We start from the raw sequence: 22,769 nt of genomic DNA on the forward strand, positions 1-22,769 counted from the left end.
CGACGTCGAGCTCTGATGCGGAAGGGGGCAAAACCCTAGTGCGAGGTTGGGGAGGACCTACGGTTCTAAAGAGCAAAGATCAATGGCTGCTGTCCCCATACACTCCGCGAGGTGAACTAACAAGGAGCGGAGAGATGCCACGTGCAGAATTTCAAATTGAAGCAGGCAGTCTTGCAGGCTTTTCCCCCCAAAGAATAACCTTCGATGGTTTGACGGTAATCACAGGGGTTAATGGAGTAGGAAAAACCCGACTTCTCGAAGCCGCCGGGGCGAAAGCAATTCGGGTTGGTGCGGGGACGGGAATTGCACCTCGAGGAAGAACTCGTCTGATGGCGCAAGGTTTCCTCACCCAAATTAGCACTGATGGGCTTGTGGCCCAAGAAATGGAGAATCGATGGAGATTCGAACAGCAGCGATTGAAAATTCTCAAGAGCGGCGTGGTTGATCGTATCGAACAACCTGTATTTGAAAGTCTCGCTAGAGACCTGGGAAAGGAAACTCAGGATCTTACAATTATCGACCTCTTTTTAGGACACCGATCTGGGCTAGAGGAGGGCAGATATCAAATGTCTGCACACTTTGTTGCTTATCAATATAAGGTGTGGAGAAATGTATGGCAACGCATGGTTGACGGATTCAGGGGTACCAATTACGCGTTGTCAGATGAGGATTTCGTGCGTCGAGTCGGTGAGCCGCCTTGGATTAAAATTAATAGCGCGTTGGCGCAAGCTGGATTCGGGTATCAGGTAGTTGTAGAAAATCCTCCTCCCGACGCGGAGGATGGACGGGAGTTTAAAAATTACCTCCTGAGCGACAAAGGGAGGGCCATAAAGTACGAGGAGCTCTCACAAGGGGAGAAGGTAATATTCTCTTTGATCATTCAAAACGAGTTGAGCGATGTCCCGACGGATTTGCTGCTCCTAGATGAAGTCGACTCCGTGCTGCACCCCAAAGCTATCGAGCAGTTTTTGGGAAACCTCACAAGAATATTTGTACAGAATTTAGAAACCCCCGTGGTGCTTGTTACCCACGCACCCACCACGGTGGCGCTTGCACCAGAGGATTCTCTCTACTCGTTGATAAAGCGGGATGAAGTGTCTGTCCTGATAAAGGCCTCGCGGCAAGAGGCCTTGGACGAACTTGGTGCCGGCTTGCCGCTCCTGAGCGTAGCTGTCGTAGATAGGCGCATAGTTTTCACCGAAAGCGAGTACGACGCGGAGTTTTATCAAAGAATCTACGAGCCAATCAAAGAGCAGCTCGGCGGTTCGCATTCCTTGGTTTTTGTTCCAAGTGGATATAACGGGCGGGCGGCGAGTTCGGCGAATGTCGTTAATCTTTTGAATGCATTGAAAGAAAATCCAGCTCGGAATATCTTTGGAATCGTTGACTATGATTTGACGAATAAGCCAAATGACATGCTTCGTGTGCTCGCCTTTGAGAAGGCGTATACACTCGAAAACGTTCTGTTGGATCCGCTGCTCATGGCGATATATCTGCGAAGCAAGAAAGTGAGGAGCGCGGACATTGGGTTGAAGATTGACGTTCCGGTTGCGAAATTTGAATCATTGGGGCAGGAGGAGTTGCAAGGTATTGCCAATGCTATTTTTTCCCTTTATGGGGAAAAAGAATTTCCCATCGATGGAAAGATGGTCAGATGGGAGTACAGAAACGGGCGTCACGTTGACGTGCCACATGATTTGGCATTTTCTTCTGGGCATAAAATTGTTGACAGATTGGTGCAAAAATCTGGCATCTTGCAATCAATGTTCAGCGGAGCGAAAGATGTGTCGCTGCAAAAGAACATGCCAGAAATAATTTTTGAGCATGAGGGGTGGACGCCGAAAGTATTGATTGATTTGCTGGAATCCTTGCTTGTTAAAGCTTAGTTCTAGTGGCGGCAAATAAAACAGTCAGGGACGTGGGCGCTTGAGGGGCGCGCAAAATCTCAGGTTGCACTGCGTTCGTCATAGTTCGGCGCGTCGGCCGGCGGATCAGGGCCGCGCTGATGTCATCGGCGTGTCGACGCGCCTCGAGGCGCACACCCGCCGCATCGGCGGCCGCCGGTCGCGGCACAGGCCGGCAAAACCATCGTTGGGGGTAGTCGTCTGACTTGATGTTCTTGCTGCCTCGGCCTCGAGGAATGACCTCAATACCTTCAACGCATATGCCGCCGCGCACTTGGTAGAGATGTGCTCGATCGAGCGCTGGGATTAGGTAGGTCTCGCGATCATCCGAGAGCAGCATGGCGAGCATCAGGCTCCGGCCTGGCCGACAGTCGTGAACGCGCTCCATGTAGACGAACTCGCCGACCCGGCGTGTGAGCCGCACCGCCTCCTTGGTGGGCAATTCCGCGCCCTCGAAGTGGTATCTGAAGACTTCGCAATACACTGTTTAAATATACAGTGGTATTTCGGTCATGGAAAACGTTCCAGAAGAACTGTGGGTCGCTGCCTGCGCCCACCGGCTGCAGCGGCAGTGGCATACGGTCGACCCTGAGCAGCTCGAGGAGGTCGCCCGCGACTTGGCGCGTGATCCGCGCCTGCGAGCGATGGACCCGGGCTCGGCCGCGCTCGACTGGCTTCGGCCGCTTCACTAAGCCGAGTAGGCGGCCTGCGTCAGAGCTTGGCTGTAGAAGAGACTTCATCCCACGCTGCGAGCGTGTTGTCAGCGGTGATTCGCAGCTGTCGGGCAGTGCCGCCTTTTGCCTGCAGGATGATGTCGATGGAGCTCTTGCCGGCGGCCGGCCGCATTCCGCTGTGGTACACGACTATTCGTTCGAAGGTGTCGGCTACGAGTTGACGCGCTCGCATGCGCGCCCCGTAGTCCAAGGTTTCAACGCCTTTGATGAGCGCCCTCCAGCGCTCGTCCGCCCCGGTCAAATCTGATCGCGCGGCCTCGGCCAGGGCGCGCTCGGCCAGTCGTACCTGGTCACGTGCTAGATCGCGGTCGGCCTCGAGTTCACGCGCTCGGCGAATGAACGTCGCCGGAGCGCCCTCGGTGCTCTCGAGCAGTGCGTCGGTGATGCGCTCAAGCTTCGTTTCTATCTCCTGCAGGCGTACTGATGCCGCCGTTAGTTCGCTGCGAGGGAGCACGCCCCGATCGCCGTCATATAGCGACTGGAGATTGACCATGTCCGAGCAGTAGCGCATCAGTGCACGCTCGATAGGGGCCGAGGAGCACGATCCCTTCACCGCGCAGCTCTCACCGCTGTTGACGCGAACGCACTGCAGCCGTCGGTGGCCGTCGGCCAAAGTGCCATCGTTGCGACGCTTGTTCGCCATCGTCTGGCTCTTCATCGGCGAGCCGCAGTAGCCACACACGCTCACGCCAAATCCAGTAAGCAGCGACGGGATCTGGCCTCGAACATGCTGCCTGCTTCGCAGGCCGACGAGTTGCTGCAGCTCAGTCCAAACGTCTGCATCGATGACTGCAGGGTAGTAGCCCTCGAGCACATGCGTATCAGGTTCCAGCACTAGGTGCTTCTCGCCCTTGAGTGCGGGATTGGCAAGAAGCCGCACCAGGTGGCCGGAGGTGGGCATGCCGGTGCTGGTCGACAGGCCCGCCTCGTGAAGTACCTTGGCGATGTGGCCAGTGCCCAGTCCGCGGCGGAACATGTCGACGGCGGTGCGGATCGCCCCAGCACGCTCGGGGATCACTTCCCAGCGGCCGTCGACCACGCGCAGCCAACCCGGGGCCTTGCCATAGCGGATGAGGCCGCGATAAGTGCCAGCGATCCATCCCTCGCACTGCCGGCGGATCGCATCGCGTACTCGCTTGCTCTTCGTATCGGATTCTTCGTGAGCCCGGATCATCACCAGGAGGCTGTAGACCAGGTCCATCGGATTGGCTTTGAGCCGATCAAGGCTGTAGACCTTGCCGTCACTGGCCGTGACAACCGAGATGCCGGCCGAGATGATGGCGGTCAGCTGTGCTTGCGCCTGGATGGGTTCCGCGCGCGAGAGGCGGTCGAGGCCTTCGACTACAAGGAACGAGCCTGCGGGCACTTGGCCATCCTCGACGGCCTTCAGGAACACGCCGAGCGCGCCTTTCTTGACGTGCCGTTGATGAAAGGCCGATAGGCCCTCGTCACGCATGGAGAGCGTCTCGTCGAGGAGGAGGGCGTGCTCGCGAGCCCAGGCTGCAGCGTAGGCGCCTTGACGCTCGGAGCTGGCACCGCTTGCTTGGCGGGCGTCGCTGAACCGCATGTAGCTGTAAACCTTGGCCGTCATGCGGCGCAGTTTACTTTGCGTGCGTGAGGTTTACCTCAGTCAGGTTCAAAGGGACTCTCTCAGTCAGCCCCGGAACAATCCGGCTCGACACCCCTAGCGATGCGCCTCAGCGAACTGCGGCGCGGGGCGGATTTTATCCCCGCGCGGCAGAACGTCGCAGACGCACGAAAATCCGCGTCGCGAGGGCGGTTTCACATGCCCCGGGGGAACCACGACACATGGCAGACGATTTCAAGTACCCGGGACCGGCACCGGCGTCACCCGCGAACGCGCCGCGCACCCGGCTGAGGCGCTTCCGCGTCGACGTCGGCACCATCATCTGCGCGGTCGCGCTGCTGCAGTCGCTGCTGCTGGTGGCCTTCGGCTACTGGGGGGCGGAGAAGCTGGTGTCGAAGGTGGGCGAGTCGGCGCACAAGGTCAACCACGACCGGGTCGAAGACAACATCCTTGCCTTCCTGGCCAAGACCGAGGGCCTGGTGCGCGCCATTGCCCACACCCCCGACCTGCACCCCGCGGGCCACGACGGCGAGCAGACCGCCGAGCTGCTCTGGGCCGCGCTGGAGCAGACGCCCGAACTCGACAGCATCGGCGTGGGCAGCGACGACGGCCACTTCCTGATGGCCATGCGCCACCCCGTGCCGGTGGTGCGCCAGGTGCTGCGCGACGGCAGCGGCAGCACCGAGACCTGGGAGTACAAGTCGCCACCCGACAGCGACGCCGACGAAGACCCGCGGCGGCGCTACGAGACGACGCGCATCGAAGCCTTCCGCAGCGAGGACGACCCGGTGCACCAGGCCTGGTTCACGCAGGCCGAGAAGGCGCAGCGCCCCGTGTGGACCGCGCCCTTCGTGCTGCCCTCGATGAAGGAGCTGGGCGTGAGCCATGCGCGGCCGAGCCGGCGGCGGGACGAGGAGGGCGCCACGCAGACGCTGGTGGCGGTCGCCAGCGTGTCGCTCGGGCACCTCTCCAACCTCGTGCGCCTGTTCGGCGGCACGGGCCACGGCCACAGCGCGCTGTTGAGTGCCGACCACCACGTGATCGCGCGCAGCGACCACCCGCATTCCGTGCGCGTGCTCGAAGACCCGGACGAGGGCGTGCTCGGTGCGCTGCACACCCACATGCTGGCCAACGGCAGCCGCGGCTGGACCGAGGACATGGCTTTTGCGCTCGTGCACGAGGGCATGCACTACCAGGTGCAGACCTCGCGCATTCCGGCCACCGACTGGCATCTTGTGAGTTGGGAGCCCGAAGAGGCGCTGCTGGGTGCGCTGCATCGCAACGTGCTGTGGTCGCTGCTGCTGGTGTTGGCGTTCCTGGCGATCGCGCTCTTCATTTCGCTGCGCCTGTCGAAGCTGGTGACCGCGCCCATCGAGAACCTCTCGCGCACGGCGCGGCGCATCGGGCGGCTCGAGCTGGACGACCTGCCGCGCGAGTCGAGCCGCGTGCTCGAGATCCAGCACCTGAACCAGGCGCTGGACGAATCCGCGCGCAGCCTGCAGGCCTTTCGCAAGTTCGTGCCGGTGGACGTGATCCGCCAGCTCATCGCCGAGGGGCATGCACTCGAACCCAACGGGTCGCCGCGCCGCGTCACCGCGATGTTCACCGACGTGGAAGGATTCACGGCCATCGCGGAATCGATGCCGGCCGACGTGCTGATGCGGCAGCTGACCGACTACTTCAACCTCGCCACCCGCGTGTTCGCGCGCCACGGCGGCGTGATCGACAAGTTCATGGGCGACGGCATCATGGTGCTGTGGGGCGCGCCCACCGACCTGCCCGACGCAGAGTACCGCGCCTGCGCGGCCTCGCTCGAACTGCACGCCGAGATGACCGAGCTCAACCGCCGCTGGCAGGCCGAAGGCCTGCAGCCGTTCCGCACGCGCATCGGCATGCACACCGGCGTCGTGATCGCCGGGGTGCTCGGCTCGAGCGACCGGCTGTCGTACACGGCGCTGGGCGACGTGATCAATGCGGCCAGCCGCATCGAGGGCACCAACAAGCAACTGGGCACGCGCACGCTGATGTCCGAGACGACCTTCGAAGGCCTGGGCGGGCGCCTGGCCACGCGGCGCATCGAGGAGCAGATCGAGCTGCGCGGGCGGCAGACGCGGATGGTGCTCTACGAGCTGCTAGAGGTCGAGCACCAGCCTCGGTGAGCGGGCCCGCGAGCAGCAGGGCAGGAAGCAGTCGTTGGCCGCCTGCTCGGCCGGCGTCAGGTAGAGGTCGTGGTGCGCGACCTCGCCCGCGAGCACGCGCGTGAGACAGGTGCCGCAGACGCCCTGCGCGCACGAGACCGCGATCTCGATGCCCTCGGCGGCGAGCGCGTCCAGCACGGTCATCGTCGCGGGGATGTGGACGACGCGGCGGGAGCGGTGCAGTTCGACCTCGAAGCTGCCTTGTCCATCGGCCGGCGGTGCGGCGCCCGAGAACGACTCGAAGTGCACCTGCGCGTCCGTCCAATGCAGGGCGCGTGCGGTCGTGCGCACGGCCTCGAGGAAGCCTGCGGGGCCACAGACATAGGCGTGCCGGCCCGGCGCCGGATGGCCGAGGGTGGCGGCGAGGTCGATGTGCTGCGCGGGCGGGCCGTCGTCGTGGTGAAAGAACACCTTGTCTGCGAACGTGCTGTCTTCGAGCCGACGCCGGTAGGGCGCGCGCGCCGCCGAGCGGCTGCAGCAGTGCAACGCGAAGTCGGCCCCCAGCGTGGCCAACCGCTGCGCCATCGACAGCAGCGGCGTCACGCCGATGCCGCCGGCCAGCAGCAGGCTGTGCGTTGCGCTTTCGTCGAGCGCAAAGAGGTTGCGTGGCGGGCCGATCTGCAACACCGAGCCTTCATGGACGGCGTCGTGCATCGCCCGCGAGCCGCCGCGCGAGGCGGCGTCGCGCAGTACGCCAATTTCGTAGTGCCCCTCGCCGTCAGGGGCCGATGCGTTGCACAGCGAATACTGGCGCACCAGCCCGCCTGGCAATGAGACGTCGATGTGCGCGCCCGGCGTGAAGGCCGGCAAGCGCTCGCCATCGACGGGTACCAGCCTGAAGCCGGCCACGCCTTCGGCCTCGACCGTCTTGCGCGCCACTCGCACCGCGATGCCTGCGCCGCCCGACACGCCATTCATTCCTTGGGCACGAGGAAGTTGCCGGCCTCGAACTGCACGGGCGGGGCCGCGGGGTCGAAGCTCACGCCGGCCGGGTCGCGGCCTTCGCGCAGCGCGTCGAGCTGGCGTTGCAGCAGCCGGCGCAGCATCACGATGCCGCGGTCGGACGAGGCCAGGTGCTCTTCCGAATGCGCCGTGATGGCGCCCTGGCTCACCTGCGCCTCGTAGTCGCCGGGGAAGGCGCGGTGCTCGGCCTCGCTCAGCTCCTCCCACAGCTTGCCGTTCAGGCGCGAGCGCACGCGGGCAAGGTCGCCGGGGTTTTTCACGCGGCCCACGGTGTAGATGCGAAAGCTGTGGTCGTCGATCGGCAGCACCCAGCCGATCGACTCGACGCGCCCGTAGGCGGCCACGCGCGGGTTGGGCACCACACGCAGCGTCGGCAGCACGGGGCCGGCCACGCGGCGGAAGGTGCTGCCGTCTTCGAGCGTGCGGATCGAGGTGATCGTCACGCCGGTCTCGGTGCTCTCGAAGCTCACGTCGGGCATCTGACCCATGAGTGCCACGAACTGCGTGCCGCTGAAGCTGCCGTGCAGCACGGGCACGTGGAAGGGGTCGGCCACGTTCTCGTAGTGCTGCAGCCAGTTGCACGGAATGACCTGCGGCCCGCCGCCGCCGATGCTGTTGCCGTCGGCTTCCAGGGTCTCGCCGTCGTCCATGGTTTCGAGGCAGTCGTAGCGTGGCAGCACGGGCTTCTTCTCGGCCGGGCCAAGGTACGCCCAGACCAGGCCGTACTGCTCCTGCACCGGGTACCAGGGCTGGCGCACGCGGCCGCGGCTGCGCGCGCCGCCATCGGGTTCGCAGGGCTGGTCGACGCAGTGGCCCTGCACGTCGAACATCCAGCCGTGGTAGCAGCAGCGGATGCCTTCTTCTTCCACGCGCCCGTAGTAGAGCGACGCTCCGCGGTGCGCGCAGCGCCAGTGCACGAGGCCCGCGCGGCCGCGCTTGTCGCGGAACAGGATCAGGTCTTCGCCCAGCACGCGCACCTGGCGCGGCGTGTCGGTGGCGTCGGCGGCCAGGCCGATGGGGTGCCAGTAGCGGCGCAGCAGCTCGCCCATGGGCGTGCCCGCGCCGACCTCGGTCAGCTCGGGTTTGTGGCTCGGCGCCTTGCGGCCGTAGGCGGTACCGGTGTCGAAAGCGATGGGTTGCCACTCGGAGGTGGCGGAGGGCGGGACAACGGCGCTCATTCGGGGGTGACTCCTGCGGCCTTGATCAGGTCCGCCACGCGGGGAAAGTCGGCCTTGTAGCCGGCACGGAATTCGGCGGGCGTGCTGCCCAGCGGCTCGAAGCCGTAGCCCGCCAGGCGCTCCTGAATGTCGGGCAGCTTCGTGATCTCGCGCAGCGCGAGCGACCATTCGTCGAGCACGGGCTGCGGCGTGCGGGCGGGCGCATACACGCCGATCCAGCTGTCGAGGTCGAAGCCTGCGAAGCCCTGTTCGGTGAAGGTCGGCACGTTGGGCATCGAGCGCACGCGCTGGCGGCCCGTGATGCCCAGCACCTTGATGCGCCCGGCCTGTGCGAGGCCGCGTGCTGTCGCGGGGTTGGCCCAGGCCACGCCCAGCGCTTCGCCGAACATGTCGTTGTGCGCGGCGGCCTCGGCCTTGTAGGGCACGTGCACCAGGTCGATGTGGTTCTGGCGCGCCAGCAGTTCGCCGAACAGGTGCGCGTTGGAGCCGTTGCCCCAGGTGCCGTACGAAACGCCGGGGTGCGCCTTGGCGTAGGCCACGAACTCGCGCACGGTGGAGAAGGGCGCCGAGGCGCGGGCGATGAGCATCGGGCCGCCCGTGGCCAGCTGCGACAGCGGCTCGAAGTCTTTCACCGGGTCATAAGGCAGCTTGGGCTGCAGCACCACGTTGTTGATGTGCGTGAGCGGCAGCGTGAGCAGCACCGTGTAGCCGTCGGGCGCCGCCTTGGCGACGGCGTCGGCGGCGATGGTGCCACTGGCGCCAGGCCGGGCCTCGACGATCACCGACTGGTTCCAGCGCGCCTTGAGCTTCTCGGCGTAGACGCGGGCGATGGCGTCCATCGGCCCGCCGGGCGAGCCGAAGGGCACGATGCGCACCACGCGGTTGGGAAAGGGCGCGGGCTGCGCGAAGGCGGGGCCGGCGGCGAGGGCCGCAAGGCCGGCACCGAGAACACCGAGTGCGTGGCGGCGCGTAGTGCACGTCTTGTCCGCCTCGGGCGGCGAGGGTCTGAACCGATTCATCGTGTCTCCAGTCGTGTTGTACTTGTGCGCTGGACGATACGGACAGCCTGCCCCGCGGGCAATTCGAAGCTTTGAATATGAGATATGGCCCAACGTGATATCCGCAGCCTGGACGTCGGCATGCTGCGGACCTTCGATGCCCTGATGCGCGAGCGCAGCGTGTCGCGCGCGGCGACCCGGCTCTTCCTGAGCCAGCCTGCGGTGAGCGCTTCGCTCAACCGGCTGCGCGACACCTTCGACGATCCGCTGTTCACGCGCACGGCGCATGGCGTGGAGCCCACGGCGCGCGCCCATGCGCTGGCCGGCCAGGTCGAGCGCGTGCTGGCCGATCTGTCGGCGATGCTGGAGCCCGGCGAGGGCTTCGAGCCGGCGGCGTCGCAGCGCATCTTTCGCATCTCGGGCAGTGACTACGCGAGCCACCTGCTGCTGCCGACACTCGCCAACGAACTCGTGGCCTGCGGCTCGCGCATCCGCCTGCACTGGGAGACCAGCTCTTTCCTCACGCTCACCGAGCGCCTGCGCAAGGGCGACTTCGACGTGGCCGTGCTGCCGCGCCTGCAGCCGCCGAGCGATTGCGAATCGGCGCTGCTGTACGAAGACCGCTACGTGGTCGCGGTACGGCGCGGCCATCCGACGCTGGGCGAGGCGGCCACGCTCGATGCGTTCTGCGAAGCGCCGCATGTGTTCCTCGGCTACGGCAGCTCGGCGCTCGACGACCTCATCGACCAGGTGCTGGCGCGGCAAGGGCGCACGCGCAGCATGCGCGTGGCGATGACCAGCTTCGGCCAGATCGTCGACCTGCTGGCGCAGACCGACCATGTGGCCGTGCTGCCGCTGCGCGTGGCCGAGCGCTTTCGCGATCGGCTCGCGGTGCACCCGCTGCCCTTCGAGCTGCCAGGCTACCGCTCGGTCGTCTGCTGGAACCGCCGCTCGAATTCCGACGCGGGCGTGCTGTGGCTGAAAGACGCGCTGCTGCGCATCGCGCTCACTGCGCCGGCTTGAGCCTGCGCGCGAAAGCCTCCAACCCGTCGATCGTGATCTGGATGTGCCGCTCGAAACTGCTGTCGAGCGGCACGGTGGTGCCGTTGTCCCAGCGCAGGATGAAGGCCTTGTTGGCCAGTTGCGGCAGGTGGCGCGCGAGCACCGGGTGGTCGAGCGGGCGGATCGTGTGGACGCGCTCGCGCAGCTCTTCGGCCCAGGCCTGCGTGTTGTCGGCGGGCAGGGGCGAGAACTCCATCGTCAAAAAGCCCAGCATCGCGGCGATCACGCAGTTGTAGGCCTCGCGCAGCGGCTCGCCGTCGAAGCCGGCCTCGGTCAGTGCCGACAGCACGCCTTCGACCAGTTCGGTCGGCAGGCTGCCGTTCGACACCAGCTGCGCTCCGAGCAGCTGCGCCACGTTCGGGTGCTGCCGCACCGCGGCGCGGCAGCGGTGGAACAACTCGGCGATCCAGTCCTGCCAGGCGAGCGTGCCCTTGGGCGGCGTGACCTGCGCCATGACCGTGGCGGCGACCTCGGCCAGCAGCGCCTCGCGCGTGCTGACATGCCAATGCACCGTGGCCGGGTACACGCCGAGCTGCGCCGCGATCTCGCGCATGCTGAAGGCGCCGAGGCCGAAGGCGTCGATGTGCGCCAGCGCGGCTTCGGCGATGCGCTGCTTCGACAGCGCCGCACCGCCGGCAGGGCGGCCGGCCGTCCGGGGGCGAGGCTCGGGGACTTTTTTCTTCATGGATGCAGCCATTGTGCAGCGGGTGAATTGATTGTATAAATATTATTAATTGAGCATTGATCAATTAAACGGGCCGGGCGCTCCCGGCACGTTCCACTCCCAAAGGATGTCTCCCATGACGACCGCCATCGACCAGGCCCTGGCCCAGGCCCATCAACGCTTCACCGACGGCAACCCCGAAAGCCTGCGCCGTTTCGAGGCGCAGACGCGCTACATGCCCGGCGCCAACAGCCGCTCGGTGCTGTTCTATGCGCCGTTCCCACTCACTATCGCCAAGGGCGAAGGCGCGACGCTCTGGGACGCGGACGGCCACCGCTACACCGACTTCATCGCCGAGTACACGGCCGGCGTCTACGGCCACTCGGCGCCCGAGATCCGCGAGGCGGTCATCGAAGCGATGCAGGGCGGCATCAACCTCACGGGCCACAACCTGCTCGAAGGCCGGCTCGCGCAGACGATCTGCGAGCGCTTTCCGCAGGTCGAGCAGTTGCGCTTCACCAACTCGGGCACCGAGGCGAACCTGATGGCGCTCACGGCCGTGCTGCGCTTCACGGGGCGGCGCAAGGTCGTCGTGTTCTCGGGCGGTTATCACGGCGGCGTGCTCGGCTTCGGCGACCAGCCGTCGCCGACGACCGTGCCCTTCGACTTCCTCGTGCTGCCGTACAACGACGCGGACACTGCGCGTGCGCAGATCGATGCGCACGGTGCGGACATCGCCGCCATCCTGGTCGAGCCGATGCAGGGCGCGAGCGGCTGCATTCCGGGGCGGCGCGACTTCCTGCAGGCGCTGCGCGACGGGGCCACGCGGGTCGGCGCGCTGCTGGTCTTCGACGAGGTGATGACTTCGCGGCTGGGGCCGCACGGGCTGGCGAACGGGCTGGGCATTCGCTCCGACCTCACGACGCTGGGCAAGTACATCGGCGGCGGCATGTCGTTTGGCGCCTTCGGTGGGCGCTCTGACGTGATGGCGCAGTTCGACCCGCGCACCGGCGCACTCGCGCATTCAGGCACCTTCAACAACAACGTGATGACGATGGCGGCCGGCTATGCGGGCCTCACGCAGCTGTTCACGCCCGAGGCGGCCGCAGCATTGGCAGAGCGTGGTGAGGCGATGCGGTCACGGCTCAACGCGCTGTGCGAACGCGAAGGCGTCGCGATGCAGTTCACCGGCGTGGGCTCGCTCATGAATGCGCATTTCCTGCGGGGCGAGGTGCGGCGCGTGGCCGACCTGGCGGCGGTGGACGGGCGCTTGCGGCAGCTGCTGTTCTTCCACCTGCTGAGTGAGGGGATCTACACCTCGCCGCGTGGATTCGTCGTGCTCTCGCTGCCGTTGTCGGCGCAGGACATCGATCGCTACGTCGCCGCCGTGGGCAGCTTCATCGAGGCCTACCGGCCGCTGCTGCTCAGCGCGGGGTAGCGCCCGCCACGCCCAGCAGCTCGTGCAGGCGCGTGCTGGTGGTCGTGTACTGCAGCGGGATTGCCTTGCCGGGGAACACCCGCGCCGCAGCGCCCCAGGCCGCCAGCGTGGCCTCGTGGAAGCCGCAGACGATGAGCTTCTTCTTGCCCGGGTAGGTGTTGATGTCGCCCACCGCGAACACGCCGGGTTCGCGGGTTTCGTACTTCTCGGTGTCGACCGGCACCTGCTTGCGTTCCAGCTCGAGGCCCCAGTCGGCGATGGGGCCCAGGCGCGGCGAAATGCCCAGGCAGGCGACCAGCGCGTCGAGCGGAAGCTCGACCGTGGTGTTGTCTGGTGTGGTGATCTGTAGTTGCTTGCCGTCGAAGGCGCTCGGCTGGCCGACCCGGAAGGCCAGCTTGCCGTCGGCCACGAGGGCGCGCATCGCGGCCACGTTCGCCTCGTCGGCCTGGAAGCCGTCGCGGCGGTGGACCAGCGTCACCTGCTTGGCGGTGGCTGTGAGGGCGATGGCGGTTTCGAGTGCGATGTCGTCGCCGCCATTGACCACGACCGTCTGGCCGGCGAAGCGGTCGAGCGAATCGGGGTGATAGAACAGCGTCGAGCCTTCGAACTGCGCGATGCCGTCGACCGTGATGCGCTTGGGCACGAAGGCGCCCACGCCGCCCGCGATGAACACGGTCTTCGCAAGGAAGGCGGTGCCGGCCGAGGTGGTCAGCAAGAGCCGGTCGTCGGTCTGGCGGGCCAGCGTAGAAACCTGCTCGCCGAAGTGGAATTGCGGCTTGAACGGCGCCACCTGCTGCAGCAGCGACTGCGCCAGATCGCGCCCGCTGGTGACCGGGGTGCCGGGAATGTCGTAGATCGGCTTGTGGCCGTACAGCGCCACGCACTGGCCGCCCGCGGCGGGCAGCGCATCGACGATGTGGCAGGAAATCTCGAGCAGGCCCAACTGGAAGGCCTGGAACAGGCCGACCGGACCGGCGCCGATGATCAGCGCGTCGGTCTCGATCGGTGCGGGCGCCTGGCTCAGCGCACGAGCTCCGAGATCTTGCCCGTTTTGTCCTTCCACTCCTCGGCTTCAGGCAGGGCGGGCTTGCGCTTGGTGATGCTCTTCCAGCCGTCGGCCAGGGCCAGCTCGGCGTTCAGCTTGATGAAGGCGATCTGGTCGGCCGGCAGGTCTTCCTCGGCGTAGATCGCATTGACCGGGCATTCGGGGATGCAGACGGCGCAGTCGATGCATTCATCCGGGTCGATCACCAGCATGTTGGGACCTTCGCGGAAACAGTCGACGGGGCAAACGTCCACGCAGTCGGTGTATTTGCAACGGATGCAGGCTTCGGAGACGACGTGGGTCATTTGTCTTTTAGCGTCAGGAGAAGGGGCTGGAAAACCCTAGATTTTAGGCCTTTGCGGCGGGCGGCTGCACGAGCACGGCTGCGGAGGTGCGATGAGAGGCCGTATCGACCAGCACCAGCGACCCCAGCGCACGCGATTGGGCGAAGGGCAGCACGGCCAGCGGCTGCTGCAGCGCGAGCACCACATCGCCGATGGAATTGGCCTCCAGCTGGGTCGCCGGCTCGGATTCGAGGGTCGTGATGTTCACGCGATCGACGATGCGAGCCACCTTGGCCTTGACCCAGCGGTGGCCCTGCAGCGCCCAGTACACGCGGCCCGCGACCAGCGGCTCGTCGTCGAGCCAGGCCACGGTGGCGGTGATCTCGCGCACGGGCTCGAAGGCCTCGGGCGCCAGCAGCCAGTCGCCGCGCGACACGTCGAGTTCGCGGTCGAGCACGATGCCGGCGCTGTGGCCCGCATGCACGGTCTTGGGCTGGCGCGTGTGGCTCAGCACCTGCGCCACGGTGGCGGTCTGGTTGCTGGGCAGCACGGTCACGCGCTGGCCGGGCTCCACATGGCCCGAGGCGACGCGGCCCCAGAACACGCGGCGGCCTTGCGAGGTGTCGGCCGAGGCCGAGAACTTCTCGACCCACTGCACCGGGAAGGCGAAGGGCACGGCTTCGTCCTGTGCGGTCACGGGCAGGTCTTCGAGCAGCTCGAGCAGGCTCGGGCCTTCGTAGCCGACCCAGTCGGCATGGCGCGTGGCCACGTTCCAGCCCTTGAGGGCCGAGATCGGCACGATGGCCGCCACCTTCACGCCGGCCGCTTCGGCGAAGGCGTTCAGCGCGGTCGAGATGCGCTCGAAGGCGAGGGCGGCGTCGTCGATGGCGTCGAGCTTGTTGACCGCGAACACGATCGACTGCACGCGCAGCAGGTGGGCGAGCAGCGTGTGGCGGCGCGTCTGCGGCAGCAGCTCGCGCTTGACCACGGTGCCGTCTTCGACCTCGGCGGCCCAGGCCAGCTTGGTGGCATCGACCAGCACCACGGCCGCGTCGGCGGCCGAGACGGCCGTGACCATGTTGCGCGTGTACTGCTCGTGGCCCGGCGCGTCGCCGATGATGAACTTGCGCTTGGCGGTCGAGAAGTAGCGGTAGGCCACGTCGATCGTGATGCCTTGCTCGCGCTCGGCCGAGAGGCCGTCGGTCAGCAGGGCCAGGTCGGTTTCGCCGCCGCGCTGCACGCCGGCGAGCTGGTCCTGCAGCACGGTCTTGCTGTCGACCAGCAGGCGGCCGATGAGCGTGCTCTTGCCGTCATCGACCGAGCCGCAGGTGATGAAGCGCAGGGCGGTGCCGGTGTCGCCGTGAAGGGCGGTGGTGTCGAGGGTTGCCGTCGTCGTGCTCATCAGAAATACCCGTCTTTCTTGCGCTTCTCCATCGAAGCTTCCGAAGTCATGTCGTCCATGCGCGTGGCGCCGCGCTCGCTGACGTCGACCGACAGCGTCTCCAGCACCACGTCGCCCGCGCCTGCGGCGAGGCTCTCGACCGGGCAGGTGGTCGTGATGTCGCCCACGGTGCGAAAGCGCACGTCGCGCACCTGCACGGTCTCGCCGTCGCGCGGCGGCGTGAGTTCGGTCACCGGCACCAGCAGGCCGCGGCGTTCGACCACTTCGCGCTTGTGCGTGTAGTAGATCGACGGCAGGCCGACGTTCTCGCGCTCGATGTATTGCCACACGTCGAGCTCGGTCCAGTTCGAGATCGGGAACACGCGGAAGTGCTCGCCGGGAGCCAGGCGCGTGTTGAACAGCGTCCACAGTTCGGGGCGCTGGTCCTTGGGCTGCCACTGGCCGAAGCTGTCGCGGTGCGAAAAGATGCGCTCCTTGGCGCGGGCCTTTTCTTCGTCGCGGCGGGCGCCGCCGATCAGCGCGTCGAAGCGGAATTCTTCGATCGCCTCGAGCAGCGTCACCGACTGGTGCGCGTTGCGCGATTCGCCCGGATGGGCCAGGCGCACGGTGCCGCGCTTCATCGAGTCTTCGACGCTGCGCACGATGAGTTCGGCGCCCAGTTCTTGCGCGCGCTGGTCGCGGTAGGCCGTCACTTCGGGGAAGTTGTGGCCGGTGTCGATCATCAGCAGCGGGTAGGGAATGCGGCCGACGCCGAAGGCTTTTTCAGCGCACTTGAGCAGCACCAGCGAGTCCTTGCCGCCCGAGAACAGCAGGGTGGGGCGCTCGAAGGCGGCAGCCACTTCGCGGAGGATGAAAATGGTTTCTTCTTCCAGCGCGTCGAGGTGCGTGTTGGACAGGTTCGCGGGTGAATGCATGGGCGGCTGCAGCAGGTCGGCTTCGGTACGGGCGTTCATCGGATGGGTCCTGGAGGCGGAGAGCGATCGTTCAGTGCGACAGGTGCAAGCCGCATTCGCGGTTGTCCTCGCCCTTGGTCGGGTCCACGTAGTCGAAGTTGTTGGGCAGGCCGTTGGCTTCGCAGTATTCGTACAGGTCCTTGGACGACCAGTGCAGCAGCGGCGCGACCTTGATCAGGCCGTCCGGGTTCACGCTGACCGGGTCCATCTGCGCGCGCACGGCCGTGTCGGTGGCCCGCAGCGCGGTGAACCAGACCTTGGGCGCGGTCTCGCGCAGCGCGCGAGCAAAGGGTTCCAGCTTCACTTCTTCGGTGAAGGCAGCGTGGCGCGGATCGTCCAGCGCCGGCGTGGCGCCCTCGACCGCTTCGCGGTGCGCGCGCGAGCGGCGCGGCAGGTAGATGTGCAGGTCCAGGCCCAAGAGCTTCGTCACCTCGTCGGCAAAACGGTAGGTGGCCTCGGTGTTGTAGCCGTTGTCCATCCAGACCACCGGCACGTCCCGCTTGGCGCGCGTGACCATGTGCAGGATCACGGCCTCGAACGGGCGGAAGTTGGTGGTGATGATCGCGGGCTGGCCCAGGCCGACGGCCCAGTCCACCAGGCCCTCGGCGTTGCGGCCGAGTTCGGTGTTGATGCGTGCGAAGTCGATGTCGGTGGCGATGCTCATGGGACTCTCTTGTCTGCTCAGGCGCCGGCGACGAAGTGCGGCGCGGTCTTCACCGCATCGCCCTGGTAGAACGTGGCGAAGCGGTCGAACTGGCGCTGTGCGTCGGAGGCGTCCACGCCTTCCTTGAGCACGGCGCTGGAGAAACCGGTGCGTTCCATCTGCACCAGCTGGTCGATCAGCACGTCGCCGGTGGCGCGGATGTCGCCCGTGAAGCCGAGGCGGCGGCGCAGCAGGAAGGCCTGGCTGTAGGCGCGGCCATCGGTGAACTTCGGAAAGTTCAGGTCGATGCGTTCGATGTCCGCCAGGCACACCTCGATGGCGAGCGGGTCGGCGTCGTTGGCCAGTTGCAGGACCTTCGGGTCGCCGTCGTCGATGTGTTCTTCGGTCGAAAGAATGTTGAGCGTCTTTTTCATGCTGCTTCCTCCACCTTGAATCGCGCACCGTTGGCCGCGGCCTTGAACGGGTCGTGGCCCACGCGGCGCAGGGTGTCGATGAAGGTCTCGCCGTTGGCGCGGGTGTCGCGGTACGTGGTGAGCACGGCCTCGATCACGCCCGGCACTTCGGCCGCCGAGAACGAGGGGCCGACCACCTTGCCGGCTTGCGGCGCGCCGCTGAGCGCGGAGCCGTCGGAGCCGCCGAGGGTGACCTGGTACCACTCCTTGCCGTCCTTGTCGACGCCCAGGATGCCGATGTGACCGCTGTGGTGGTGGCCGCACGAGTTGATGCAGCCGCTGATGTGCAGGTCGATCTCGCCCAGGTCGTCGAGCTCGTCGAGGTCCTGGTAGCGCTCGGTGATGGCTTCGGCGATGGGAATGGAGCGGGCGTTGGCCAGCGCGCAGAAATCGCCGCCGGGGCAGGCGATCATGTCGGTCAGCAGCTGCACGTTGGCGCTGGCGAAACCGGCGGCGCGGGCGGCGAGCCACAGCGCGTGCAGGTCTTCGGCGTGCACCCAGGGCAGCACCACGTTCTGGTCGTGCGTCACGCGGGCTTCACCGGCCGAGAAGCGGTCGGCCAGCTCGGCGATGGTGTCGAGCTGGTCGCCCGAGGCGTCGCCGGGCGCCTGCTTCAGGCGCTTGAACGACAGCGTGACGGCGCGCAGCGCGGGGTTCTTGTGGGCGTCGACGTTGCGGGCGAGCCAGCGCGCGAACATCACGTCGTCGGCGGCGTGGGCGCGCAGCTCGGCGTCGGTCTTCTCGGCGCTTTGCAGCACGCGGGTGGCCAGCGTCGGCGGCACGAAGGAGGCGGCCACGCGGTCGTACTCTTCCTGCGTGATGGTGTGCGGTGCGCCGTCGTGCTCGAGGATCTGCTTGTACTCGGCCTCGACGTCGTCGATGTAGCGCTGGCCCTCGGCCTTCACCAGGATCTTGATGCGCGCCTTGTAGATGTTGTCGCGGCGGCCGTAGCGGTTGTAGACACGAATCACCGCTTCGAGGTAATTCATGATCTGCTGCCAGGGCAGGAACTCGCGCAGCACGGTGCCGATGATGGGGGTGCGGCCCATGCCGCCACCCACCTGCACGCGGAAACCGATGTCTCCCGCTTCGTTCTTCACCACGTGCAGGCCGACGTCGTGCCAGCCGGTGGCGGCGCGGTCTTCGGTGGCGCCGGTGATGGCGATCTTGAACTTGCGCGGCAGGAAGGCGAACTCGGGGTGCAGCGTGCTCCACTGGCGCATGATTTCCGCGAAGGGGCGCGGGTCGGCGATCTCGTCGACGGCAACGCCGGCGCGCTCGTCGCTCGTGATGTTGCGGATGCAGTTGCCGCTGGTCTGGATGCCGTGCATGTCGACCGAAGCCAGCAGGTCCATCACGTCGGCCGACTTGGCCAGCGGAATCCAGTTGTACTGGACGTTCTGGCGCGTCGTGAAGTGGGCGTAGTGGGTGGGCAGCTTGTGGCTGCCGAGCAGGCCCTGGGTCTCGATGGCCTTGCGGTAGACCTCGGCTTCGGGCTCGTCGTACTCGCGGGCGATGCGGGCCAGCACGCGCAGCTGCTTGCTCGACAGCTCGCCGTACGGCACGGCCACGCGCAGCATCGGCGCGTAGCGCTGCACGTACCAGCCGTTTTGCAGGCGCAGGGGGCGGAACTCGTCCTCGTGCAGGCGGCCCTTTTGCCAGCGCTCGAGCTGGTCTCGGAACTGGGCAGCGCGTTGGTGAACGAACTGGCGATCGAATTCTGTGTATTGGTACATCGTGCGTGTGTGTCTTGAAGTGCGGTGCGTCCAGCGCCCCAGCAAGAAGCCGCGATTCTGAAAGCCCGCCTTATGGAAACAAACTATTTTTTGGTTCGCGCCTTATGCGGATAAGCTAATTCACCAGCATCCATGCGGGTTGCGAGACGGTTGGTTGCTTATTCTGGATAAGGCGCGAAGGCCGGCGCGGGGTCGCCGGACGCTGAATTCTAGGAACCTGGGGGCGCCCGCGCAGCGCGGCGCGGGCGATCCTGGCTATCGCAGCTTGAAGTCGAAGCCCAGGGTCTGCGGCGAGCTCAGCAGCTGCCGCGCGGCCTTGTCGGCCTGATGCTGCGCATTGAGCCATTCCCGGGCCAGCCGGGCTTCGGTCCGGTTCAGGTTCTCGATGCCGTGGTGGCGCTCCTTCGACCAGGCCTGGAAGCACTTCACCACCCGCAGCGGATCGCCGATCTGCTCCTCGATCCGCAGCCGGTAGATGTCGGCGGCCACCATGACATCCTTCAAAGTGAAGTTCTGGCCTTTGACGTGGACCACGTAGGGGACCACATAAGAAGTTGTCCTGGCGAGATCGCTCATGCCTTCATCCGTGCCTCAAGTCGCTGCCTGTGCCGCAGATTAGCGGCGGGTATCGAAATGAAACTGAGCGTTTCTGAGCGCCGAAGCGGCGCCCGGACAGCGCCGGGCTAGCGCCGGATGAGCGTCTTGGCGTGGAAGCGGTAGCCGGCGTTGCGCGCCGTATTGATCGGAAGCACCAGCCCCGTGGCCTCGCTGACCTTGCGCCGCAGGCGGCGAATCTGCGTGTCGAGACGGCGCTGGTCGTAGCTCAGGTAGTGCTCGCCCAGCGCCTGCACGATCTGCTGGCGGCTGGCGATCTCGCCGCCGCTGCGCATCAGCTCGTGCAACACCGTGAGGTCTTGTTCCGACAGCGCAATGGGCGCAAAGCCCGGCGGCGACAGCCGGCGCGGGCCCAGCTCCAGCACCCAGGCGTCGGCCGGCACCGCGGCGGGCGAATCGCCCAGACGCCGCGACAAGGCCGCCAGCGTGGCCGCCAGTTCATCGAGGTCGGTGGTCTTCGACAGGTAGTAGTCGGCGCCGATGTCCAGCCCCGTCACGCGGTCGCGGGCGCCGCCGCGCGCCGTCAGCACGACGATGCCCAGGCGCTCGCCGCGTTCGCGCAGCTCGCGGATCAGCGACAGGCCGTCGCCGTCGGGCAGCCCGAGGTCGACCAGCGCGATGCCGTGGCGGGCCGGGTCGTAGGTGCGGTGGAAGCCTTCGAGCGACGCCTCGGCATCGACCCGGTAGCCGCTGCCGGTCAGGAACTCGCTCAACTCTTCGCGCAGCACGGCTTCATCTTCCAGCAGGATCACATCACGCATGGGAACAGGGTACGGGCTGGCGACCAAGGGAATCTGAGCGTTTCTAAGCACGATGAAAGGCGCGCGGATTGTAGGGGCGCCATCGATAATCCGCGCCCATGAAACGCCTCGCTCGGTGCCTGTGGTTGTGCGGTTGCCTCGCCGTGTGGGGCCTTCTCTTTTCGACCGCGGCAGGGGCCGGGGTGCTGCAGCTGAATCCGCTGGCGAGCGTCGACAGCCACGGTCAGTTGTCGATGCTGCGCGACCCCGAAGGCCAATTGAGCGCCGACGAGGCCGCCGCCGCCCCGGGCTGGAAGGCCTTGCCCGGCGCCGTGAACGCGGGTTTCACGCGCGATGCGGTGTGGATCAGGCTCGAGGTGCAGCGTCTGGCCGACGTGCCGCAGCAGCGGTGGCTGGCGCAGTTCAAGAACGCGCTGCTCGACGACGTGCGGCTGTACCGCCAGGACGACGCGGGCCGCTGGCAGTTGGCCGTGCATTCCGGCGAAGACATCGGCCGCGAAAACTGGCCCATCGACGCGCGCAACGCGCAGCTGCCGCTGACCCTGGAGAGCGCCGCGCCCACGCCGCTGCTGCTGCGCCTGCAGTCGCGCAACGCCATGTCGACCACCATCGGCTTCGCTGCGCCCGAGGTCTACGCGGGCACCGCGCGGCGCGAGTACCTCTTCTACGGCCTGGGCTTCGGTTTCGGCCTGATGCTGATCGCCTTCCACGCCCTGTTCTGGCAGATGACACGCGAGCGCGTGAGCGCCTGGTACCTGGTCTATGTGGCGAACGCGCTGCTGGTCGAGTTCCTGACGGCGGGGCTGCCGCAGCAGTTGCTGGCCATTCCCGCGCGGCTGTCCGACATGCTGTTGAGCCTGTCGATCTGCGCCGGCGTGGCCATCGGCATCCGGTTCGCCGGCATGCAGCTGGGCACCGATGTGCGGTGGCCGCGCTTCACCCGCGTGGTGGTGCGCGCGGTGGGCCTTGTGAGTGCCATCGCGGTGGCGCTGGTGCTGGCCGGCGCCAACGGCCTGGCCATGCAGGCGGTGCAGGGGACGGCGATGCTGTGCATCGTCTACCTGATCGGCGCCGCGCTGTGGCTGCTGCCGCGCGACCAGGGGCAGGCGCGGGCTTTTCTCATCATCTTCGGCATCTACTACGCGGGCGTGATGGTGAGCTTCCTGCGCAACCAGGGCTGGCTGCCGGCCGGTGCCTGGACCGACAACGCGACGGCCATCGGCACGCTGCTGCACCTGCTGCTGATGAGCATGCGGCTGAACCGCCGCTACGACCAGTTGCGCCGCGAGAAGGAAGCCGCGCAGGCGCGCCTGGTGCACGTGGTCGGTCGCCAGAACGACCGGCTGGAGGCGGAAGTGCGCCGGCGCACGGCCGATCTGCGCGGCGAGATCGAGCAGCGCCAGCGCCTCGAGGTCGACCTGCGCGCGGCGCTGGAGACCGAGCGCCGCGCCAAGCAGTCGCAGGTGGATTTCGTCGCGATGGTGTCGCACGAGTTCCGCACGCCGCTGGCGATCATCCACACCACCGCGCAGCAGATCGCCAAGAACCTCGACGCCGCGCGCGAGAAGACCCTGGCGCGCTGCCTGAACCTGCGCGCCGCCGCGCAGCGCATGACCGCGCTGGTCGACGAATACCTCACCTCCGACCGCATGGAAGCCGGCCAGACGCCGTTCCAGCCACGCCCTTGCGAGCGCGACGAGTTGATGGAGCTGTTCGAGGACCTCGTGGCCGACTGGCCGGACGGCCGCGTCGTGTGGCATGACGGGCAGTTGCCGCCGCAGCTGGTGTGCGACCCCGGCCTGCTGCGCGTGGCGCTGCGCAACCTGTTAGCCAACGCCGACCGCCACACGCCGGCCGGCCGGGCGATCGTGCTGGACGTGGTGCCGGCGGAAGCGGGCGGGCTGGACATCCGTGTGAGCAACCCCGGTGATGCGATTCCGCACGACGAGGTGCCGCGGCTGTTCGAGAAGTACTTCCGCGGCCGGCAGGCGGCGCGCTCACCGGGCGCCGGGCTGGGCCTGTACCTCGTGCACCAGATCGCCGAGCTGCACCGGGGCCAGGCCCGGCTCGACAGCGCCGGGCAGGACGGTCACGTGCGCTTCAGCCTCGCGCTGCCTTGAAGTGCCTTGA

The 22,769-nt window shown here is 66.6% G+C and carries 20 protein-coding genes; 6 read left to right on the plus strand and 14 right to left on the minus strand.

The annotated features are described in order from the left end of the window. Positions 1–134: 134 nt before the first annotated feature. Positions 135–1,886: an AAA family ATPase gene (locus tag AC07Q9_RS07555; RefSeq protein WP_495308510.1), complete on the plus strand. Its 1,752-nt coding sequence runs from the start codon at positions 135–137 to the stop codon at positions 1,884–1,886. 530 nt (positions 1,887–2,416) lie between these two features. Next, positions 2,417–2,596, plus strand: a complete 180-nt coding sequence (locus AC07Q9_RS07560) for a hypothetical protein (protein WP_495308512.1) — start codon at positions 2,417–2,419, stop codon at positions 2,594–2,596. A gap of 19 nt (positions 2,597–2,615) precedes the next feature. Here AC07Q9_RS07560 and AC07Q9_RS07565 read toward each other — a convergent pair whose 3' ends face one another. Then, on the minus strand, positions 2,616–4,229 hold the full coding sequence (locus AC07Q9_RS07565; RefSeq protein ID WP_495308514.1) for a recombinase family protein: 1,614 nt from the start codon (positions 4,227–4,229) through the stop codon (positions 2,616–2,618). Positions 4,230–5,824: 1,595 nt separating this feature from the next. Here AC07Q9_RS07565 and AC07Q9_RS07570 point away from each other — a divergent pair. After that, on the plus strand, positions 5,825–6,385 hold the full coding sequence (locus tag AC07Q9_RS07570; RefSeq protein WP_495309939.1) for an adenylate/guanylate cyclase domain-containing protein: 561 nt from the start codon (positions 5,825–5,827) through the stop codon (positions 6,383–6,385). Here the strand turns inward: AC07Q9_RS07570 and AC07Q9_RS07575 are convergent. From AC07Q9_RS07575 to AC07Q9_RS07585, 3 genes are read right to left on the minus strand one after another with little or no spacing between them, the layout of a single operon-like run. Further along, the gene (locus AC07Q9_RS07575; RefSeq protein WP_495308517.1) at positions 6,359–7,333 is read right to left on the minus strand and encodes a PDR/VanB family oxidoreductase; all 975 of its coding nucleotides are present in this window, start codon (positions 7,331–7,333) and stop codon (positions 6,359–6,361) included. The genes AC07Q9_RS07570 and AC07Q9_RS07575 overlap by 27 nt on opposite strands. A 5-nt stretch (positions 7,334–7,338) precedes the next feature. Then, a complete protein-coding gene (locus tag AC07Q9_RS07580; protein WP_495308518.1) occupies positions 7,339–8,565 on the minus strand; it encodes a Rieske 2Fe-2S domain-containing protein in 1,227 nt (408 codons plus the stop codon). Then, a complete protein-coding gene (locus AC07Q9_RS07585; RefSeq protein ID WP_495308521.1) occupies positions 8,562–9,584 on the minus strand; it encodes a Bug family tripartite tricarboxylate transporter substrate binding protein in 1,023 nt (340 codons plus the stop codon). The genes AC07Q9_RS07580 and AC07Q9_RS07585 overlap by 4 nt, the downstream gene beginning before the upstream one ends. Before the next feature lie 84 nt (positions 9,585–9,668). On the opposite strand from AC07Q9_RS07585, the gene AC07Q9_RS07590 reads away from it, so the two are divergent. After that, the gene (locus tag AC07Q9_RS07590) at positions 9,669–10,586 is read left to right on the plus strand and encodes a LysR family transcriptional regulator (protein WP_495308524.1); all 918 of its coding nucleotides are present in this window, start codon (positions 9,669–9,671) and stop codon (positions 10,584–10,586) included. Here the strand turns inward: AC07Q9_RS07590 and AC07Q9_RS07595 are convergent. Further along, positions 10,570–11,310 carry a TetR/AcrR family transcriptional regulator gene (locus AC07Q9_RS07595; RefSeq protein WP_495308526.1) on the minus strand — a complete coding sequence of 247 codons (741 nt, stop codon included), beginning with the start codon at positions 11,308–11,310 and terminating at the stop codon, positions 10,570–10,572. The genes AC07Q9_RS07590 and AC07Q9_RS07595 overlap by 17 nt on opposite strands. A gap of 115 nt (positions 11,311–11,425) precedes the next feature. Here AC07Q9_RS07595 and AC07Q9_RS07600 point away from each other — a divergent pair, with 115 nt between their 5' ends. Next, on the plus strand, positions 11,426–12,727 hold the full coding sequence (locus tag AC07Q9_RS07600) for an aspartate aminotransferase family protein (RefSeq protein WP_495308529.1): 1,302 nt from the start codon (positions 11,426–11,428) through the stop codon (positions 12,725–12,727). Here AC07Q9_RS07600 and AC07Q9_RS07605 read toward each other — a convergent pair. The 9 genes from AC07Q9_RS07605 to AC07Q9_RS07645 all read right to left on the minus strand — a co-directional run bounded on the left by AC07Q9_RS07605 (position 12,714) and on the right by AC07Q9_RS07645 (position 20,639). Continuing rightward, the gene (locus tag AC07Q9_RS07605) at positions 12,714–13,790 is read right to left on the minus strand and encodes an NAD(P)/FAD-dependent oxidoreductase (RefSeq protein WP_495308532.1); all 1,077 of its coding nucleotides are present in this window, start codon (positions 13,788–13,790) and stop codon (positions 12,714–12,716) included. The genes AC07Q9_RS07600 and AC07Q9_RS07605 overlap by 14 nt on opposite strands. Further along, a complete protein-coding gene (fdxA, locus tag AC07Q9_RS07610; protein ID WP_062472491.1) occupies positions 13,748–14,077 on the minus strand; it encodes a ferredoxin FdxA in 330 nt (109 codons plus the stop codon). The genes AC07Q9_RS07605 and fdxA overlap by 43 nt, the downstream gene beginning before the upstream one ends. A 43-nt stretch (positions 14,078–14,120) precedes the next feature. Continuing rightward, a complete protein-coding gene (locus AC07Q9_RS07615) occupies positions 14,121–15,458 on the minus strand; it encodes a sulfate adenylyltransferase subunit 1 (RefSeq protein WP_492676869.1) in 1,338 nt (445 codons plus the stop codon). Further along, entirely contained in the window at positions 15,458–16,411 is a 954-nt protein-coding gene (cysD, locus tag AC07Q9_RS07620; RefSeq protein WP_307588654.1) for a sulfate adenylyltransferase subunit CysD, read from the minus strand. Before cysD ends, AC07Q9_RS07615 begins: the two co-directional genes overlap by 1 nt. Before the next feature lie 31 nt (positions 16,412–16,442). After that, positions 16,443–17,075 carry a phosphoadenosine phosphosulfate reductase domain-containing protein gene (locus tag AC07Q9_RS07625; protein ID WP_139706772.1) on the minus strand — a complete coding sequence of 211 codons (633 nt, stop codon included), beginning with the start codon at positions 17,073–17,075 and terminating at the stop codon, positions 16,443–16,445. Positions 17,076–17,092: 17 nt separating this feature from the next. Then, a complete protein-coding gene (locus AC07Q9_RS07630) occupies positions 17,093–17,488 on the minus strand; it encodes a DUF934 domain-containing protein (protein ID WP_495308535.1) in 396 nt (131 codons plus the stop codon). After that, positions 17,485–19,263 carry a nitrite/sulfite reductase gene (locus AC07Q9_RS07635; RefSeq protein ID WP_495308537.1) on the minus strand — a complete coding sequence of 593 codons (1,779 nt, stop codon included), beginning with the start codon at positions 19,261–19,263 and terminating at the stop codon, positions 17,485–17,487. Before AC07Q9_RS07635 ends, AC07Q9_RS07630 begins: the two co-directional genes overlap by 4 nt. Positions 19,264–19,518: 255 nt before the next feature. Next, positions 19,519–19,839 (minus strand): hypothetical protein, encoded by a 321-nt coding sequence (locus AC07Q9_RS07640; protein WP_369629027.1) that lies wholly within the window; start codon positions 19,837–19,839, stop codon positions 19,519–19,521. Between the two features lie 107 nt (positions 19,840–19,946). Further along, a complete protein-coding gene (locus tag AC07Q9_RS07645; RefSeq protein ID WP_489061395.1) occupies positions 19,947–20,639 on the minus strand; it encodes a response regulator transcription factor in 693 nt (230 codons plus the stop codon). Positions 20,640–20,737: 98 nt separating this feature from the next. Here AC07Q9_RS07645 and AC07Q9_RS07650 point away from each other — a divergent pair, with 98 nt between their 5' ends. Beyond that, positions 20,738–22,759: a sensor histidine kinase gene (locus AC07Q9_RS07650; RefSeq protein WP_495308540.1), complete on the plus strand. Its 2,022-nt coding sequence runs from the start codon at positions 20,738–20,740 to the stop codon at positions 22,757–22,759. The last annotated feature ends 10 nt before the right edge of the window (positions 22,760–22,769 follow it).

This window comes from Variovorax sp. GW821-FHT09A10 (assembly GCF_059418385.1).